This window comes from Roseibium aggregatum IAM 12614 (genome assembly GCF_000168975.1).
Classification (GTDB): Bacteria; Pseudomonadota; Alphaproteobacteria; order Rhizobiales; family Stappiaceae; genus Roseibium; species Roseibium aggregatum.
The window spans coordinates 83,776-99,729 of record NZ_AAUW01000004.1 but is presented as its reverse complement, the minus strand read 5'-3'; the positions used below and the strand labels follow the sequence as shown (position 1 = coordinate 99,729).

At 53.6% G+C, this 15,954-nt stretch carries 18 protein-coding genes; 11 read left to right on the top strand and 7 right to left on the bottom strand.

What is annotated here, in order from left to right:
- Positions 1–61 precede the first annotated feature (61 nt).
- Positions 62–394, top strand: coding sequence for a hypothetical protein (locus SIAM614_RS06525; RefSeq protein ID WP_157139716.1), 333 nt, complete (start codon positions 62–64; stop codon positions 392–394).
- A gap of 5 nt (positions 395–399) precedes the next feature.
- Here SIAM614_RS06525 and SIAM614_RS33510 read toward each other — a convergent pair whose 3' ends face one another.
- On the bottom strand, positions 400–882 hold the full coding sequence (locus tag SIAM614_RS33510; protein WP_407636304.1) for a phage regulatory CII family protein: 483 nt from the start codon (positions 880–882) through the stop codon (positions 400–402).
- Between the two features lie 119 nt (positions 883–1,001).
- Here SIAM614_RS33510 and SIAM614_RS06515 point away from each other — a divergent pair, with 119 nt between their 5' ends.
- Positions 1,002–1,880, top strand: a complete 879-nt coding sequence (locus tag SIAM614_RS06515) for a hypothetical protein (RefSeq protein ID WP_157139715.1) — start codon at positions 1,002–1,004, stop codon at positions 1,878–1,880.
- A gap of 113 nt (positions 1,881–1,993) precedes the next feature.
- On the top strand, positions 1,994–2,335 hold the full coding sequence (locus SIAM614_RS06510) for a hypothetical protein (RefSeq protein ID WP_006933022.1): 342 nt from the start codon (positions 1,994–1,996) through the stop codon (positions 2,333–2,335).
- Positions 2,336–2,782: 447 nt separating this feature from the next.
- On the opposite strand, the gene SIAM614_RS06505 is transcribed toward SIAM614_RS06510, so the two are convergent.
- Positions 2,783–3,517, bottom strand: coding sequence for a hypothetical protein (locus tag SIAM614_RS06505; protein ID WP_006933021.1), 735 nt, complete (start codon positions 3,515–3,517; stop codon positions 2,783–2,785).
- Between the two features lie 291 nt (positions 3,518–3,808).
- Here SIAM614_RS06505 and SIAM614_RS06500 point away from each other — a divergent pair, with 291 nt between their 5' ends.
- Positions 3,809–4,267 carry a hypothetical protein gene (locus tag SIAM614_RS06500; protein WP_006933020.1) on the top strand — a complete coding sequence of 153 codons (459 nt, stop codon included), beginning with the start codon at positions 3,809–3,811 and terminating at the stop codon, positions 4,265–4,267.
- Positions 4,268–4,746: 479 nt separating this feature from the next.
- Positions 4,747–5,004 (top strand): DUF2312 domain-containing protein, encoded by a 258-nt coding sequence (locus SIAM614_RS06490; protein WP_006933019.1) that lies wholly within the window; start codon positions 4,747–4,749, stop codon positions 5,002–5,004.
- Here SIAM614_RS06490 and SIAM614_RS06485 read toward each other — a convergent pair.
- The gene (locus SIAM614_RS06485; protein WP_006933018.1) at positions 5,001–5,270 is read right to left on the bottom strand and encodes a hypothetical protein; all 270 of its coding nucleotides are present in this window, start codon (positions 5,268–5,270) and stop codon (positions 5,001–5,003) included. The genes SIAM614_RS06490 and SIAM614_RS06485 overlap by 4 nt on opposite strands.
- 113 nt (positions 5,271–5,383) lie before the next feature.
- On the opposite strand from SIAM614_RS06485, the gene SIAM614_RS06480 reads away from it, so the two are divergent.
- The 3 genes from SIAM614_RS06480 to SIAM614_RS06470 all read left to right on the top strand — a co-directional run bounded on the left by SIAM614_RS06480 (position 5,384) and on the right by SIAM614_RS06470 (position 7,648).
- On the top strand, positions 5,384–5,647 hold the full coding sequence (locus SIAM614_RS06480) for a hypothetical protein (RefSeq protein WP_006933017.1): 264 nt from the start codon (positions 5,384–5,386) through the stop codon (positions 5,645–5,647).
- Positions 5,644–6,270: a hypothetical protein gene (locus tag SIAM614_RS06475; protein WP_006933016.1), complete on the top strand. Its 627-nt coding sequence runs from the start codon at positions 5,644–5,646 to the stop codon at positions 6,268–6,270. The genes SIAM614_RS06480 and SIAM614_RS06475 overlap by 4 nt, the downstream gene beginning before the upstream one ends.
- A gap of 232 nt (positions 6,271–6,502) precedes the next feature.
- The gene (locus SIAM614_RS06470) at positions 6,503–7,648 is read left to right on the top strand and encodes a tyrosine-type recombinase/integrase (protein ID WP_006933015.1); all 1,146 of its coding nucleotides are present in this window, start codon (positions 6,503–6,505) and stop codon (positions 7,646–7,648) included.
- A 142-nt stretch (positions 7,649–7,790) separates the two neighbouring features.
- Here the strand turns inward: SIAM614_RS06470 and SIAM614_RS06465 are convergent, their stop codons facing one another.
- Positions 7,791–11,747, bottom strand: coding sequence for a PIN domain-containing protein (locus SIAM614_RS06465; RefSeq protein WP_040439475.1), 3,957 nt, complete (start codon positions 11,745–11,747; stop codon positions 7,791–7,793).
- A 310-nt stretch (positions 11,748–12,057) separates the two neighbouring features.
- On the opposite strand from SIAM614_RS06465, the gene SIAM614_RS06455 reads away from it, so the two are divergent.
- Both SIAM614_RS06455 and SIAM614_RS06450 read left to right on the top strand, forming a co-directional pair.
- Positions 12,058–12,282 (top strand): hypothetical protein, encoded by a 225-nt coding sequence (locus SIAM614_RS06455; protein WP_006933012.1) that lies wholly within the window; start codon positions 12,058–12,060, stop codon positions 12,280–12,282.
- An 18-nt stretch (positions 12,283–12,300) separates the two neighbouring features.
- Positions 12,301–12,552 (top strand): hypothetical protein, encoded by a 252-nt coding sequence (locus SIAM614_RS06450; RefSeq protein ID WP_157139714.1) that lies wholly within the window; start codon positions 12,301–12,303, stop codon positions 12,550–12,552.
- Between the two features lie 618 nt (positions 12,553–13,170).
- Here the strand turns inward: SIAM614_RS06450 and SIAM614_RS06440 are convergent.
- The 3 genes from SIAM614_RS06440 to SIAM614_RS06430 form a co-directional block, all read right to left on the bottom strand.
- The gene (locus SIAM614_RS06440) at positions 13,171–13,656 is read right to left on the bottom strand and encodes a DUF192 domain-containing protein (protein WP_040439558.1); all 486 of its coding nucleotides are present in this window, start codon (positions 13,654–13,656) and stop codon (positions 13,171–13,173) included.
- Between the two features lie 170 nt (positions 13,657–13,826).
- A complete protein-coding gene (locus SIAM614_RS06435; protein ID WP_006933008.1) occupies positions 13,827–14,408 on the bottom strand; it encodes a cold-shock protein in 582 nt (193 codons plus the stop codon).
- A gap of 153 nt (positions 14,409–14,561) precedes the next feature.
- A complete protein-coding gene (locus tag SIAM614_RS06430) occupies positions 14,562–15,494 on the bottom strand; it encodes an SIR2 family NAD-dependent protein deacylase (RefSeq protein ID WP_229597947.1) in 933 nt (310 codons plus the stop codon).
- Here SIAM614_RS06430 and SIAM614_RS06425 point away from each other — a divergent pair.
- Complete coding sequence (locus SIAM614_RS06425; RefSeq protein WP_006933005.1) at positions 15,399–15,839, top strand: VOC family protein; 441 nt, start codon at positions 15,399–15,401, stop codon at positions 15,837–15,839. The two genes, SIAM614_RS06430 and SIAM614_RS06425, sit on opposite strands and share 96 nt — an antisense overlap.
- Positions 15,840–15,954: the final 115 nt, after the last annotated feature.

The window sequence follows — 15,954 nt, the reverse complement described above, 5'->3', positions numbered from 1 at the left end:
CCCCCTCGACTTTTCCGCGAAGATGCCGTTTCATGCACGCATTGAAAAACGGGAGAGTGTTTTGAAATCTTTGAAATTTCTTGTTTCGGGCCGGGAAGCTGTCCCGTATGAAGTGATCGCAAAACGCAGCGGAAATAACTTCAAAATGACCTGCACATGCATGGCAGGCGCAAAAGGAACTCACTGCAAACATCGCATCAACCTTCTTCTGGGCGACGTCACCAGCCTTTGGAGTGAAAACGCCAAGGACGTTGAAAAGCTCGCCGAAATGGTGGAAGGGACAGACGTTCAGGCTGCCTTGGCTGATATGATGGCGGCTGAACGTGCCGTCGAAAGCGCCAAAAAACACCTTGACGGAACTAAGAAGGCGCTGGCGCGGAAGCTGCTGGACTAGCCTGATCATTCCCGCCCCTCCACCGCTTGCGCGTGTCGGTCGAGAACTGCGAGCGCCTCAATCGCGGCGGACAGCTTTGCGCGAATATCAAGGTCGTGGATTTCGTCCAGGCTAACCCGCCCGTCATCGCTTAGGGCCTTGCAGATGGACTCAGCAGCCTCAGCACCACTGCGTACCAATGCACCCAACTGCTGAGGCCAACATGTATCATCCGGCCGGGAAGACTGGAGCGGAACAAAGACCCCTCCGGCCATCCGGCACAACGTCCGGACGACTTCAGGATTATCCGCGTCCATTGTGAGGTCCATCAGGACATCAACAGGAACGTGATCTGTTTCATGATGCGGAGAACCGTACCGGGACAACGCCTGTTGGCCTACGCGGGTTGAACCCGCAGCTTCCGACTGCCCACCCGCATCCCTCAATAGTCTGCGAAAGGCTGCCTTTAGGGCTGCTCGGTCATGCTCTGTAGTCGGCCGAAACGTCATTGCGTAACCTCTGCGGATTTACGCGGTGACAGGCCTGGCATTTGCGGGAGAGACTGACACAGCAAACACGGATCGACTTCGTTCAATCCATGCTCTTGAATCAGTCGGAGAGTTTCCTCATGAATGAAAACTCTGATCGCCAAAGCCTTCTTGGAGACAACGTCACCACCATTGGACAGCCGCTCATACAAACGCCCGTCTCTGGCAGCGACGCGACCGAAGTGACTTTCAGACATGCGCTCGCCGCACTCACGCTTGAGAGCGAGGAAGACATTGATGGGTTTGAGCAGCTCGTGTGTCATAAGCTGGATAATGCACGCTTATGCGTGCATGTCAACAGTTATGAACGCTTTATGATGCGTGCGATACACGAAAAACAACTCTATAAATCTGGGATGAACGCATCACCAGTCGACAGAATTGCAGCCGCATTGCTATTGAGCGGCAAAAGCTTTCGGAAGATATCCGAGGCGGCAAAACTCGGCGTGAATTACGTTTCCCATTTTTTTGTGAAACAGACTCTTCCTAAGAACGACACCTTGGCTGCACTCTGCAATGCCGTTGAAGTTGATATTAACTGGGTGCTTACGGGAGTTCCGAGAAACAAGCGAATAGACTCGCTGCTGGAACTGTTTTCTCATCTAACTTTCGACCAGAAACGCGACGCGATTGCGAAGTTGGCCGAAGGTGAAAAGCTCAGTGTTGAAGACCTTTCCCAGGTATCAGAACAAACCCAGACCCCAGTAGAAGACCTGCGCGCATGGATCTCTGGAGCTGAAACCAGCCGGCCAACCGACGACAGTACTGCCGCCTTCGACGAACTGTCGCGGATCGCAAACGGCCGCGAGTTGGACATTGAGCTTCTGCAAGAGTCTCTTGAGGAAGCATATGAACTCGAATATGCGATCGCGGGCCGACTTGGCCCACCTGAAAAACGTGCACAGCTGGTCAAAAAGATCTACGCATTGAAGCTGTCGAAGTCCGATCGCAATTCATAACCAGACCTTACAAGCCAACTTTTGCAACTCTCCACTTTCGCAAAGGTTGTATTTTCATCTTTTTTTATTCAACTTAAAATTGATCTTTACAGAGGCCAAACTTTGCCCCTTAAATGCCTGAACGGAAATTCATATCAGATGTTTTATCCAATAAAATAAAGACCGTGCAACCGGGGCAGGATATGGTGAATTCCTTTGAGCGGAAGAAAATTGAGGCGTTTGCAGTTGAGGTTTACAAAGACCTCCCGCTACGCTCACCAGAGGAGGAGCTAGTCAACTTTCTCGATAAGTGCAGCGATTATAATTTGACCGTTTTTGTCAGCAGCTTTGTTTGTCACGACCTATTCGGACATAGCCACCCTGAACGCTTATTGGGTAACGACATCGAACTGTTTATGAAGCACGCCGACCCTTTTTTGCAGACGGCAATGCTCCAGCGGAGCTTGCTGTCATGACCAACAGCGTCACGAGACTTGATCTCTCTTTCTTGGCGTCCTCGCACGACCCAACTGCGAAAACCATCGTTTCAGAGTGCATCAGAAATGATTTTTTACTCTGCGAAGAGATGGGGAAATATTCCGAACAGCTGGTTCTTCTTGATGGAAACCCATCTCAGCTCCTGTCACCACAAATTTTGTGGGGAGGCAGTCAAAGCCTAGCTTCCTCGCAGTTCAACTTTGATTGGCCTAGAACACCAGTGTCGCCACGATCTGTGTTCAGTGACACATATCGCCGGATTGTTGCAGGCGGCTACTGCGATTGCATAAACCGGACCTCTGTAATTATTGAGCATATCGAATGTGACGACGCCGTCTTAGTTGGCAGACTACCCATTTCTTACGTTCGTGCCCTTATCCCAATTACCAACGGACAAGGTGCGTGGTTCATTGGCGTTTACTCGTTTAAGCCTCGTCCAGGCCGATATCCAAAGGCCTCTTCAAAAGCTGAGCAATTCCGGCAGGCGTGCATCCCAGGAAGCACAAGTCTTCATATGCCTTATTCGCCGGTGGGCGCTCCCAAGTGAGCCCTCCAGCATAACAGGTTGTGTACCCCCACCGCAGAAAGAGCGCTTTCTCAAATGCATGATGCCGAGCCATCCAGCCGTATGTGTACACTGGTCGCCACTTGGTATTTGCGATGATCAGGCATAGCCTGACGATATAGGCCGCCAAATTATTCGCACGAAATTCTGATGAAACAAACGTATCCCCGATGTAAGCGATTGAACCTGTGACGTCCTTGGCGAAAGGAACTGCAGCGTCTGATAGCAGAACAGGCTCACCGTCATCCGTTCTGTATGCACGCATCCAAAATTCACGGATGTACCTGTCCAGATCCCATCCCGAAATATCATCGCAACGCACCGCGCTCGTAGCCACAACTTTCCCATCTGTGGATCTGCAAGTGATTCCCTGAAACATCGAAGGCGGCAGCGTGTTAAGCGTTCGATGAAAGTATTCTCCGATATAGCCTTTGTCAGAATGTGAAACGCTTTGCTCGTAGGTGGATACCTCGTCATGCAGTTCTATCTGGCTGACCCCGAGCGATTTGATCTTTGCCTCTAAGGCCGCTCCCGCCTTCATCAAATCAACAACTGAAAACCGAATCCCGGCCAAAATCACACCCTCACCAAACATTTTTCCCACCCAATCTAGCGATTTTATCCCGAATTGCGCGGCAATTTTACGGATGAGGGCGCGCCAAAATCAACTTTTTTAGGTTCAATATATTTACTTGCACGCATTTGCGTGCATTATGAGAGCGTAATTTGCTCGGTCACGAGTTGAGCGAACTCTTTTAAAAGCGCCTCAAAATGCAATTAACAACCGGAAAATTCAAACGGTCGACCAATGCGACTTTTCCGTGCTGCCAAAGGGCCATGCAGCACGGTAGCGTTTCCGTAAAAATTTCAATCAGGAGACGCACAAATGAGTTTCGTTCAGAACACCTGGTCCAGCCTGAAGATCCTGAAAAATGGACTAGAATGGTTTCACACGGCGACACACGAAGAGCCGGAATACCGGGTGTGGATGGTCGGCACGCTGGTCGACAGCCTGCAGAAGTGCATTTCACGGCTGGAAGCAGAAATCCGGTTCTATCACTCGGCAAAGAGCCCGACGCGCGCACTTGCCATCACAGAGCCGGACGGCTCCCAGCGGTACGTGCATGGGGCGCAGGTGGAAACCTTGTGCCTGCGCCTGCCCGGCTCGGCCGAGGACGCCGTTGTCTACGGCAAACCCGCTGCTTTGAAAGCAATTGCCGATGCATTGGCCGCCAATGGTCAGTCGGTGTACGGCCCCGCGCCCATCCGTGAACTTGCTCAGCAACTGGCAGACGCTTGCGATCCGCCGGGAAATGGAGATACGAATGAGCATCGAAGTTCTTGATTTTATTGCCCACGGCACCCCCTACGCGGCGACAGGGCTTTCCGGCCTTTGCATCGCCGCCGTTTTCTGGATGCAGCACCGCCAGGGTGCAAACAAGCCCCGCTCGCGATCTTCCAATTCCCTGATTTTCGGCCAGTGGCCAAACCTTTCCTGCCCCGTAGACAGCAATGCCGACGCCACCTCCCCGTCGCTGCACTCGGGCAGGTTCGGCCGGAGTGTTGGCAGCCCCGCTCCGGCCGGCCCCTTTCCCCTTATCAACCGGACACAGACCCGGTCTGCGTCGCCCCATCGGCGAGCCGAAGCTTCATGCCCTCAAGCGGAAAGGACAGCGGAAAGGACAGCCGAATGAAATGGCAGACACAAGGGACGGCGCCCGGACCTGACTACGTACAAATCACCTAACGACGCGCCGTCCTGCCAAGCAGATTTTGAACCCCTCAATCTGTTTCGCAGGACTTTCCCAAACCAAGGAGATCGAAATGAGTGATCCAGGCGGCGTTGCCGGCGACCAGCTACGCGCTTTTGTCGAGCGCATCGAGCGGCTCGAAGAAGAGAAAAAGGTCATCTCGGATGACATCAAGGATGTCTACGCCGAGGCCAAGGGCAACGGGTTTGACGTTGCCATCCTCCGCAAGGTCGTAACCCTGCGCAAAAAACAGCCGCACGAGCGCGAAGAGGAAGAGGCCGTTCTTGATCTCTACCTGCACGCCCTCGGCATGGCGGGTGGAGCTGACTAATGTTCCGAGACCGGAAACGCAGCAGCCTGCAACTGCCTTTCTACGCGGGCAACCTGCTCAGTCGCGCGCTTGTGAAATTCAAGAGCGCTTGGGCTGTCTGCCCCGGACGGATCGAAATGCGACCGGAGCTGAGCGAGCACGTTGGTGAACGTGACTTCCGGCTCGGGCGACTCCGCGATAAGGCTTCCCGTCACGTCAAACAAAAGACGCTCAGTCACGGCAAGCCGCACGATGAGATCGTTCAGCATTTCGTTGATGTTGGTCACAGCACACCCCCTCAAATCGCCCCGGAGACGGCTTCACTGTACCGGGCCTATGTAGATTGGAGTGACCGCTGTAGCACACGGCTGATGCAACCGGAAGCGGAGGCCATTTCCTGATGCCTCAAGTATCCGCCCTGCAAGTTGCCGATGCAAAACGTTTGCTGCCACCGGCCGCTCACAGGGCGGAACGGTTCCTGACTGATGCCGGCGACCTGATTGCCGAGATCGTCGACTGTGAAAAGGATCTGAAGGCCTGCCTTGAGATCTGCCCGCACGATAAGGCGGAAATTCTTCGCCTGACCGAAACCATCAAAAAACGCGCCATGACGCTGCACGGCCAGGCTGTGCAGGCCTGTCAGAACATCAAGGATGGAAGATGACCCAGCATGCCTCCCCCGTTTCCGCCCGCTGCATGGCAAACCCGATGCTGATGGCGTCCGGCCGCGCAGTCGATCTCGCTAACCTTGCGCCCGCCGATATCTTCTGGCCTGACCTGGTCGAGGCGCTCGTGAAGATACCCCGCTTCAATGGCGCAACGCCTCATGTTCACTACAGCGCCGCGCAGCATTGCTGCCTGATGTATGACCGTGCGCTCGACGCGCACAAGGCACACGCCCTCCTGTCTGATTTCCATGTCGCGTTTTCCTGCGAACCGCCCTGGCCCTTTCTGGACTTCGCCGCAGCAAAGACCGACTTCACCGACGCCTTCATGGACGCGATCCGCGAGGCGAAGGGCGAGTTGACAGACGCCATCTTTGCAGCCGCGGGACTTCCGGTAGATGAAGACGACGAAGTCGCCATGGCCCGGATCAAGTACCTTCAGATCCTCGACAAGTCCGTGACGGCAACCGAGGTGCGCGATCTCCTGAAGGCAAGCGCCGTCATGGAAACATGGCATTTGCCGGCCCCCTTCAAGGAAGTCATCAAGCCCTGGGGATTGGACGAAGCGCGTTCGCAGCTGGAACTGCGTCTCGCCTTCATCGGCATCCGGACGCGAGGCTAAGCGGCAATCCGATGCAGCCCCTCCCCGCCAGCGTTCAACAGTCTTTGGATGACCTCTTTACCGAAGCCGGTGGACCGTTAGTCGGTCACGCAGCAGCCGCCCGGTTTCTCGGGGTGCATTCGAAGACGTTGACACGCTGGGGTGATGATGGCCAGATTTTCTACAGACTTCGCGGATCGCGGCGCGCCTATGCAAAAGAAGACATTGCCGCGCATATGACAGGAAGTGCGACATGTCAGTCTTCAGGGCGCGCAAGCGTGACCGTGAAACAGGGGAATGGGTCTACACGTCCCCGTATTACCACTTCGACTTCGTCCTCACGATCGACGGGACACGTCGTCGATTTCATGGCTCAACTGGCGAAACTACAAAAAGCCGCGCGCAAAAATTCGAAGAACGGGAAAAGCGGCGCGTAAGGGACCAAGGCCCGAACGACCACATGACCCTCGGCCAGGCGTGCCTGCGCTATCATGAGGAAGTCATCAAGGGTAAGTCTTCCGAGGTCGACGAGCTGATCGCCATCAAACATTGCTGCCGCCTTATTGGCAGCGATCGGCGCCTGACCTCCCTCACAACCGACGACATCGCAATCGCCGTCCGCAAACGCGCCGGCGAAACCAAGGGCAAGAAGAACAAGACGCTTGTCGCGCCGGCAACCGTCAACCGCCAGATCATCGAGATCATGCGCAAGGTGCTGAAGCGTGCAAAACGCGTCTGGCACGTGCGGATCGATCTCGACGCCTTCGATTGGTCCAGCATGCGGCTCAAGGAACCCAAAGAACGCGTGCGGGAATTCGTCGGCGACGAGGCCGACCGGTTCTGGGATGCCATGCGCGAGGATTATGGCCCGTTCGTCTGGTTTCTTCTTTCCCGCGGCTTGCGGGTCAATGCCGCCGCCGGCATGTCAAAAGATCGCCTGGACGAACCTCGTTGCCGGATCCAGATCTGGATCAAGGGCGAAGGCTGGGTGTGGGTTCCGGTCACCAAGGAACAGATGACCGTCATCGTCCAGGAAGCAAAGAAGGCCCCAGGCAAAGCCGTCTGGAGTTACGAAATGCAGCGACACCCGAACCGCGGCAAACGCCAGGAGATCACTTACACCGGCTTTCGCCGGACCATGGCAACAGCCCTGAAAGCCGCCGGCATCACCGACTTCCGCATCCACGACCTCCGCCACGACTTTGCATCTAAACTTCTCCGCGCCACACGGGACTTGGCCCTCGTCAAAAACGCGCTGAAACACGCGGATATCTCCTCGACGATCCGGTATGCACATGTGCTCGATGAGGATGTGCGAGAGGGACTGGAGGCACTGGACAATGCCAGCCACCTACTCGTGTGCACATCGTTAGATAAAGCAAAAAAACAGGGCAAATAGTCGGCGAGGGGTCCGATCAGACGCTCTGTGTAGAGCTAGCGCTTCAACGTCGCTTTCACTTGTTCATCTTTGGTGGTTAGCTAAGCCTTGCGTAAACTGCACTTTAATACTCGGCAGTGTTTTTTACCGTGGACACCTTCTGTCATTGTTTCGATGTTGAACGTTTTAGCCGCCTGTTCTTCTTGTTCCCCTTTCTGGGTGGCTGGCTAACAGCGACGGGCTTTTCCAAAACGATAAAATGACCGCGGGCCCATTTGCGGATGTAGTCCTGCAAATGGGGCCGATGCCTTGTTTGGTCTATTAATTTCCTCAAGAAGACCGTTACATCGCCGTGCCTTGCCCACATTGACGTAAGCCGATCGAGCATCATGCCGGAAGCCCGCTCTTTTCGGGAAGTTAGGCCCCGTTCTGCTCGCCAAATTCGCAAGAGAAATTCTAATCCTACTTTGGTATGCGATGGGACTTCTGCTGTAACATTGCCAATGAAGGCAAGCGTAGCTGAAAGCATGGGTAACTTCTCGTCTTCATCCTGCTCGACAATCGTCAAGAGCACAGTGCTCTCAACCGTTACATAATGATGCTTCCGCGCAGCAAGATCGACTACGGATCGGGCGTAAACGGTTCCGTCAATCACTCCTTTTGAAAACGCAGCCAACAGCACAGCTTGAAGCCATACCCCATCTCGCTGATAAAGCTGTCTTGCGACGTTGCGGTAATGAAGGTCCTCTGAGAGTAACAATAGATCTTCCGACGCAGCCAGGTATATTGGGTCCAGGCTTTCCGAGCCCGCTATATCGACAATTCCACGCTCCAGTTGGGATGGCGATGCCGGGGCCGAACAAGGAAGAACCTCACACTCTCGGTCAAGCGTCTCGATCGCTTCATCAATTGCCGCTGCCGACTTTCGCAGTTCTTCAGGTGACACGTGTTCGCGAAAAAATTCGCCATCGTGGTACCCAATCGTCATCAACGGCCGGTCGCCAGAAATTTCATATTCCGATCGCCAGATACGAAGCTGATCGAGAACTGACCGTGGCAACACCACACGCGAGAAAATCGATTTCAGCATATCGATTAGGTTGGCCGAGTAAACACACCAGGCTGTGTAAGTATCGAGGACAACGCCATTTTGTTGTCCGTCAGAGATCTGAGCGACCGCCGCCTCACGCTCGCTGTGAGCCCCGACGCATGTTTTGACTACAGCGTTGCGAAACGCAAACTGGCCTGCAATCGCAATCGTAGATCGACCCATTAGTGCCGCGATGACGCAAATAGGGAAGCCGTCCTCTATGTGCAGTTTGAAAATCTTGTCATCAGTTTCAGTCTGGGCCTTAACTTGTTCTAAAATCGGTTTGACGTCGCCATTCGGCAACTCAATAACATGGAATCCACCAACATCTGGAAAATGCGTAGGAAACGTTTCCATGATGTCATGGAGAAGACCGATATATTTATGCTTGAAGCCAATAACCTTCCAGCTTTGTGGTGTTCCCCCCCCTCCCTCATAGACAACAATGTCGCCGTCCTTTGCACCAATTAGACTCTTGGCAAATGGATGTGCTGGATTAAAGCGTTCAGTTCCCGGCCTATTAGGACCAGCTTCGATGGTGACTTTTCGCCTGATTTTGTCGCTTCGCTCGATCTCTACGGTGCAATCCACGGAGATCGTTTCGCCAATGTCGGGCATACGTAGATTTGCAGGATCTGGAAGAATTAGCCCTACATAAAGCAAGCAGACGCGACCATCATTTCGATTCTGCTGCGCCACTTCATAGCCGTAGCCAAGGCCATCCTCAGCTCGTCCGAAGTGAACAAGCAACTGAGAAAGCTGCATTTTCTGCGATGCGAGCCCCTGAAGCACAGAGAAATCTAAAGAGTGCAAATATTCCTCGACTTCACTCCTTCTATCCATCCGCAGCAAGGTGTTGATCAATCCGAGGTGAGAAACCAGGTCGGTCTGATTGGCCTCAATTGCCTGCTTAAAAGCCGCCTGTGCACTCGGTAAATCGCCGCGATTAAAATCTATGCTGCCTATCGCCCGCGCATAGAAGGCTTTCTGCTTCAGTTGCTCTGATAGTTGCCCCACAAATGCAAGGGCATCTTGGCGAGGTGGGGCGTTAACAAAAGCCCGCGCCAAACACTGAAGTTCTTCACTATCATGCCTCATCGGGATTTGACCGTAGAGGAGATCAATCACAGTATCAGGATCGTTCTCATTCTCCGCGACGCGAGCAAGCATTATACGCGCAGCAAAGCTCAAATTGTCTTGTCTATCTCTTGCAGCTTGGTAGAGAGCAGCAGACCAATCATAATCCTGACGCGATGTGGCGATTTCATACAGGAGGATTGGGACAATGGGCTCGGTGTCAAACTTTGCCAACAGTGCGTCAACGTCAGCTCGCACATCCCTAATCTCGTCAAGGCGGCACCGTGCTAGAAGAACTATCGACTCGAAGAACGCTTGATCGTCCTCTGAATACTGGGAAATCTCTGTTTTGTCCGACAACGCGAGGACTTCACACCATTTTCCGCTAGTTGCGAATATCTGCAACTGACCAAATACCTTGTCGCGAGATTCCGGCACTCGATCGAGCAGTTTGGCGGCTTCCTCTGGAGTGCCCTCCTCAAGAGCGATCAATGCTAGGTATTGAAGGAGCCCCTCATCGTCGGGAACAATTGCCAATCCCTTACCAATCGTTTCTCTTGCCTTATCAAAGTCTCTTAGGAGGCGGTGCGCAGTTGCAAGGTTCGAGCAAAGAGCCACATCGAATGACCTAGGGGCATCCAACTTTGCCAGAGTCTCATCGAATTGCGCGGAAAGAGTTTCGATCGCAATGAGAACATCGGTTTCCAGCTCAGCAGTTAGCAGAGCGCGTCTGTGTTCGTCTGACCACCGGCAAACTCGGTCAATCGAAGCTTCCGCATGAAAACGCGCGAGGGTCTTGTCATCGGGATGCTTGGAATGTGCAAGTTTTGCGAGTTCATGCCATTTCTCGGGTGTGCCACACGTGCGCAGATAGTCGATTTTTGCAATGGAGACGAAAGCTTCATCCTGCACTTCGTCCGGAACAACAGTTAAAACGTCCTGTAAATCGGGCAGTAGCCTTGCCGCCATGAGCGTATGGCCTACAAGGGGCGCTTTGTCGTCTACAGAATCGAACTTCGACAGGCCGAAATCGTAGGCCTCTTGAGGACGCCCAAGTAAAGTCAGACCTAGCACCTTGAAAGCTGCTGCCTTCGGTTCATCGGGAGCCCAATTATACGCCTCCAAGTACAGATGACCCGCTTCTTCCTGCTCGCCAAATCGCAATCGGCATGCAGCAATGTTTGCCTTGATCCTGAAACGAATTCGATCTGACGCATCAGCGGATAGCTCGTCCCACATAGTTTGCAGCAATCTCAGCGCAACAGCGGAATTGCCTTCCTCGATCAGATCGCGATGTTGGTCAATCTGCTTATCAAGCCACGTGTCATGGCTTGAGCCATCCACTTCTGTAGATGGTGGAATGGCAAGCGCAAGATCCAATTTCTGCTCAATCCGACTAAATTTATCTTCGAGCGTGGCGTGATCTCTTGAGACCTGTTCTGTTAATGCCTCCTGACCATGGATAAAACGTTGCAGATGCGGAAAAGCATCGGGAGAGAATGCGTTGATAACCGCCTCATGCTGTAAGATGTAAGTTTCTAAGGTACCCCAGCCCCAGACTTGGACCTGAAAGTCCCTGCCAGCTTTAGCCTGTTCATCGGTGAAAGCGGCAGCTTCCCGATGAAGTACCGGGTGATCAGGCGCCGTTGTAACTATGATCAGTTCTTTCAGCGCTGGCACGAATTTGAGTGCTTTTTTCGCTTCGTCGCGTACGGTCTTCTTGGGAAGCTTTTCAGCCTTGATCTTCAATTTGCATTGAATTCCGACCCAGTGATCGAGTGAGACCGATTTGCGTCGACCGAGAAGATCGATACCGTCCTGCGGATGCCCCGACGACCCAAACTCCTGCACGCTTGGATCGCCCAGCACGCACTCAAAAAGCACCTTGCACTGCCTTTGAAAAACAGCAGGATCCGATGTCTTAGGGATCTGGGTTGAAGCACTGACCGTCATTGGCTGCGAATATTCACTTCCTTAATAGCAGTTCTTCGGCGCCGACGCCGTTCCGGTCAGTATTTTCGAGCGGTTGAACTCAAATTACATTTCTGAAATTGTAATGCTGCAACCCATCGCTGAAAACACAACAAGAGCTTTTTTTGGCCTCATCACAAGAATTGGTGTGGAAAGTGCCAGAACCGCTCCCGTTCGGAATCAAGAGGATCAGAACTTCCTAGAGGCCCAGGAAAGTGTCTACCTTATTGACTTATGTCGCTCCGTCGATTTCCCGCAGAAATAAAACGCATTTGTCAAAGGAAACGAATAGATGGCTACCCTCTTAGCTCTCATAGCTTTTCTCGAAAAGGAGGAAGCAAATTGCATCGACCTCATCAATGAGATCGAAGAAGGGCGTGCAAAGTTTTGGTCTCTAAACACAGATGGAAACCAAGTTGAAACCACCGAAAAAGACCTGATCGAAACGCGCCGAAAACTAGCGGAGATACAACCGGTCATCGAGAGTCTGAAAGACAGGGCTTCAAATAACAAATAGGACATTAAAGGCTATCCAGTGGTTGAGATTTTGAATTGGTCTTCAGTGAAATTCGCTGTACTCGCGGCGTTTTTCTGGTTTTGGTCGGCCGTGGTGAGGCTTCCAAAAGAAATCAACAGCGGATATGGAGGCATTGGCGGTACCGCGCAGGAGCTTGGCGACAAGTTGCGCAATCAAAGTTTTCGAAGCGCTGTCGGGGCTTTATGCGCTGCTATCGCGGCCCTTTGCCAGGCCGGGGCCATGGCAGCGCCCTCTTTTGCCGCGTTTTGAGGATTGGAGCTGATCGATGGTTAAATTTTTTGTCCCAGCTGCAAATGACCGTGAGCATTCGGAGGAGGTATACGAGAAGATAAGACAGTTCGTTGCTGCGCCTCACCAGGAACGACGCATAGCTTCACTTTCATGGAGGCACAACGGAATGCAGATGGAATGCTACGTAGGAGGTCATTTGCCTGGGCACTATGGAACCGGAGACGAACCGGTCTGTGCAATTTTTGACTGTGACAATCTCTATAAGATCTGTACGACCAATCGAGGTGTGCTTCGCGGTGAACCTGTTTATGCCGGCAAAGACGAACACTCTCAGGTGAGCTACTTCGAAGCTGACTGAGGCGCTCCCGACATCCCGAAATAGTCCCGAACTCCCCCTAACACGGGTCTCTCTCAGCGTATTTTCGTGAGTTTTGTCAGGGATTTGCGGCTTTAGGCGGAAAAACTCCCAAACCAGATGCGCTACCAGGCTGCGCTATACCCCGATTGATTTTTGGGGGTGTATCCCCAAGGGCCGCATTCGTCAAGGGAGAAGCAACCGCTTATCCGGATGATTGTGGACAGGCTAATGATGCGTGGACGGGCTGGCCTCATCTTCTGGACTGATTTCCCGCAGACTCATTCCAGCCCCATCGACGGACTGATGACCCTGTCGCCTGCAGAAATGCCAAGTTTTTCCGCCAGACCGGCATTAATCTCGAACACGAATTTCGCCGGGCCGATTGAGGGGATTACGTCTTCGGAAAACGGTGTGGTGTTGTCCGCGATGCTGACGATACCGCCGCGAGCGTCGATGAAAATGATGTCGAGCGGCAGCGGTGTGTTTTTCATCCAGAAATAGCGGTCACCCTCTCCTTCGAACAGAAACAGCATGCCGCGTTTTTCCGGCATTTCTTTTCGGAACATCAAACCCATCGACCGCTGTTTGTCCGTCGCTGCGACTTCAGCCTCGAACCTGTGCTCCTTGTCACCGGACTGAATGACAAGATCTTCTACCGGCAGGTTCCTTTGCGGCTCCTGAGCCATCGCGGGCCCTGCAGAACCCGACAAGGAAATCCAAAGCGTTGCAGCAAAAATCGAGAGGAACAGAAAGAGAGCACGCATTCTGGAAACTTCCTGAAAGACACGGCCGAACCGCATTGAAAGATTGGCGGTCAATGGTCAGATCTCAATACCATTTCCCGCCAGCCGAAACAGATCGGCTGAAGGTCGGCAAAAAAAAGGGCCGGATCATGTCCGGCCGAGTCGATGCGCAAAATGGCGGAAACGAGACATCAGTGGGAGGCGGGTATGTGCGTGCCCGTGCCCATCGGCCGGATTTCGGCTGCCATACGACCCTTAGGGCCTTCCCCGAAACGCACCAGAACATCCTGGCCTGGACGCAACTCGGTGATACCGAAACGGCGCAGCGTTTCCATGTGGATGAAGATATCTTCCGACCCCTCGCCCTGGGTCAGGAACCCGAAGCCCTTGACGCGGTTGAACCATTTCACGGTCGCTTTTTCGAAACCGCCTTCGGGAACAACCTGAACATGGGTACGCGATGGCGGTAGCTGCGAGGGGTGCGTCGCCGTGCTTTCGTCCATCGACAGAATGCGAAAGGCCTGAAGCCCACGTGGCCGGTCGAGCACTTCACACACGACGCGCGCGCCTTCGTAAGCGGTCTGGTACCCGTCCCGTCTGAGGCAGGTGACGTGCAAAAGGATATCGCCGTCGCCGCTGTCCGGCACGATGAAGCCATATCCTTTTCCGACGTCGAACCACTTAATCGTTCCGGCGATCTCAAGTACATCGACAGCAACTTCGTCCGTCAATGTTTCGAGTGCGCGGGGTTCCCGTGCGGTTTTGACCCCCATAGCCTTTTGTCCCGTCTCTGGTCCGCATCATTAAGCTGAAGGCAAATTCGACTCACCAGCCAGCTGATTCCTAACAAAAGGATAACATTGCGCTTTCTTGCGAGAAGGAAAATTGTCGGACTAACCACAGACCATTTACGGAAATCAGTGCCTTTATTCGCCAAATCCAGCAAATGTTTGTGCCAAAGGCGTGCGAACGATTGTTGACGCATAAGAATCGAGCGGCGTCTCCTGACCGTTGAGAATCACCAGTTCGGCACCTGATTGCACTGCGACGGCTGGCAATTGCGCGGCCGGGTGCACAACCAGTGAAGACCCCAGCACCAGAAACAGATCGCAAGCTGACGCCGCTTCAGCAGCCCGCTGAAGCTCGCGTTCCGGCATCTGCTGACCAAAACTGATGACCGCGGCCTTCAACAGTCCGTCGCATTGAGAACATCTCGGACTTTCCCCCGCATCAACAGCCGGCTTCTGTGCTTCCAGCTCGGCCCGAGCGCCGCAGGACAGACAGGAGGCGAATGTCGAGTTGCCGTGAATCTCGACAAGCAAGTCATCCGGAAACCCGGCACGCTGGTGCAGACCATCAACATTCTGCGTAATGAGGCAGACGAGCTTTCCGGACCGAGCCAGAGTCGTGAGAGCAAAGTGTGCCGCGTTCGGTTCGGCCTTGCAAAAATAGTCCATCATTTCAGAGCGTCTGTCCCAGTCTTCCAGGCGTCTGTCCCAGTCTTCCAGGCGGCTGTCCTCGTCGTCGACGAAGTCCTGGTATTGAACAGGCTGACGTTTGGACCATATCCCGCCGGGTGAGCGGAAATCCGGAATTCCTGATTCCGTCGATATTCCCGCCCCGGTCAGGGCAACGATCTGCCGGTAGGAACCGACTTTGAACTGTGCCACAAAGCGTTGAGCTTCGGGCAAGGTGGTAATGCAATTCATCGGCCGGTCCGGTGCCCGTTTGGAAAACACCTCGAATGAGGAAAAGGATAGGACATGCGTTATTTGCACACGATGGTCCGCGTGACCAACATTGAAGACTCTCTTGATTTTTATTGCAACAAGATGGGCATGACGGAGATCCGCCGCCACGAAAGCGAAAAAGGAAGGTTCACCTTGATCTTTCTTGCTGGGTCCGACGACGTTGAAGCCGGCAAGGCCAATTCGGCGCCCCTTCTTGAGCTCACCTATAACTGGGATCCTGAAACCTATTCAGGCGGACGCAACTTCGGCCACCTCGCCTATGAGGTCGATAACATCTACGATTTCTGCGAGAACCTGCAGAAACAGGGCGTCACCATCAACCGCCCCCCGCGCGATGGCTGCATGGCCTTCGTCCGTTCGCCGGACAACATTTCCTTTGAGCTACTTCAAAAGGGTGAAGCGCTTGAAATCAAAGAACCCTGGGCCTCCATGCCCAATACCGGCGAATGGTAAAACCGGACAGTTTTCAACAGGCGCAGGCCCGGGTTTCCGGGCTTGCAAAAAATTGTCGCAAAGGCTCTTGCGGGCTGATCCAATCCCGCCTATAAGCCTCCCCACGACGCAGCCG

Coding starts and splice junctions, on each gene's coding strand:
- SIAM614_RS06455 (WP_006933012.1), top strand. CDS start 12,058: ATGGCTACCCTCTTAGCTCTCATAGCTTTTCTCGAAAAGGAGGAAGCA.
- SIAM614_RS06500 (WP_006933020.1), top strand. CDS start 3,809: ATGAGTTTCGTTCAGAACACCTGGTCCAGCCTGAAGATCCTGAAAAAT.
- SIAM614_RS06515 (WP_157139715.1), top strand. CDS start 1,002: ATGAATGAAAACTCTGATCGCCAAAGCCTTCTTGGAGACAACGTCACC.
- SIAM614_RS06490 (WP_006933019.1), top strand. CDS start 4,747: ATGAGTGATCCAGGCGGCGTTGCCGGCGACCAGCTACGCGCTTTTGTC.
- SIAM614_RS06435 (WP_006933008.1), bottom strand. CDS start 14,408: ATGGGGGTCAAAACCGCACGGGAACCCCGCGCACTCGAAACATTGACG.
- SIAM614_RS06465 (WP_040439475.1), bottom strand. CDS start 11,747: ATGACGGTCAGTGCTTCAACCCAGATCCCTAAGACATCGGATCCTGCT.
- SIAM614_RS06425 (WP_006933005.1), top strand. CDS start 15,399: ATGCGTTATTTGCACACGATGGTCCGCGTGACCAACATTGAAGACTCT.
- SIAM614_RS06475 (WP_006933016.1), top strand. CDS start 5,644: ATGACCCAGCATGCCTCCCCCGTTTCCGCCCGCTGCATGGCAAACCCG.
- SIAM614_RS06470 (WP_006933015.1), top strand. CDS start 6,503: ATGTCAGTCTTCAGGGCGCGCAAGCGTGACCGTGAAACAGGGGAATGG.
- SIAM614_RS06505 (WP_006933021.1), bottom strand. CDS start 3,517: ATGTTTGGTGAGGGTGTGATTTTGGCCGGGATTCGGTTTTCAGTTGTT.
- SIAM614_RS06440 (WP_040439558.1), bottom strand. CDS start 13,656: ATGCGTGCTCTCTTTCTGTTCCTCTCGATTTTTGCTGCAACGCTTTGG.
- SIAM614_RS06480 (WP_006933017.1), top strand. CDS start 5,384: ATGCCTCAAGTATCCGCCCTGCAAGTTGCCGATGCAAAACGTTTGCTG.
- SIAM614_RS33510 (WP_407636304.1), bottom strand. CDS start 882: ATGACGTTTCGGCCGACTACAGAGCATGACCGAGCAGCCCTAAAGGCA.
- SIAM614_RS06510 (WP_006933022.1), top strand. CDS start 1,994: ATGCCTGAACGGAAATTCATATCAGATGTTTTATCCAATAAAATAAAG.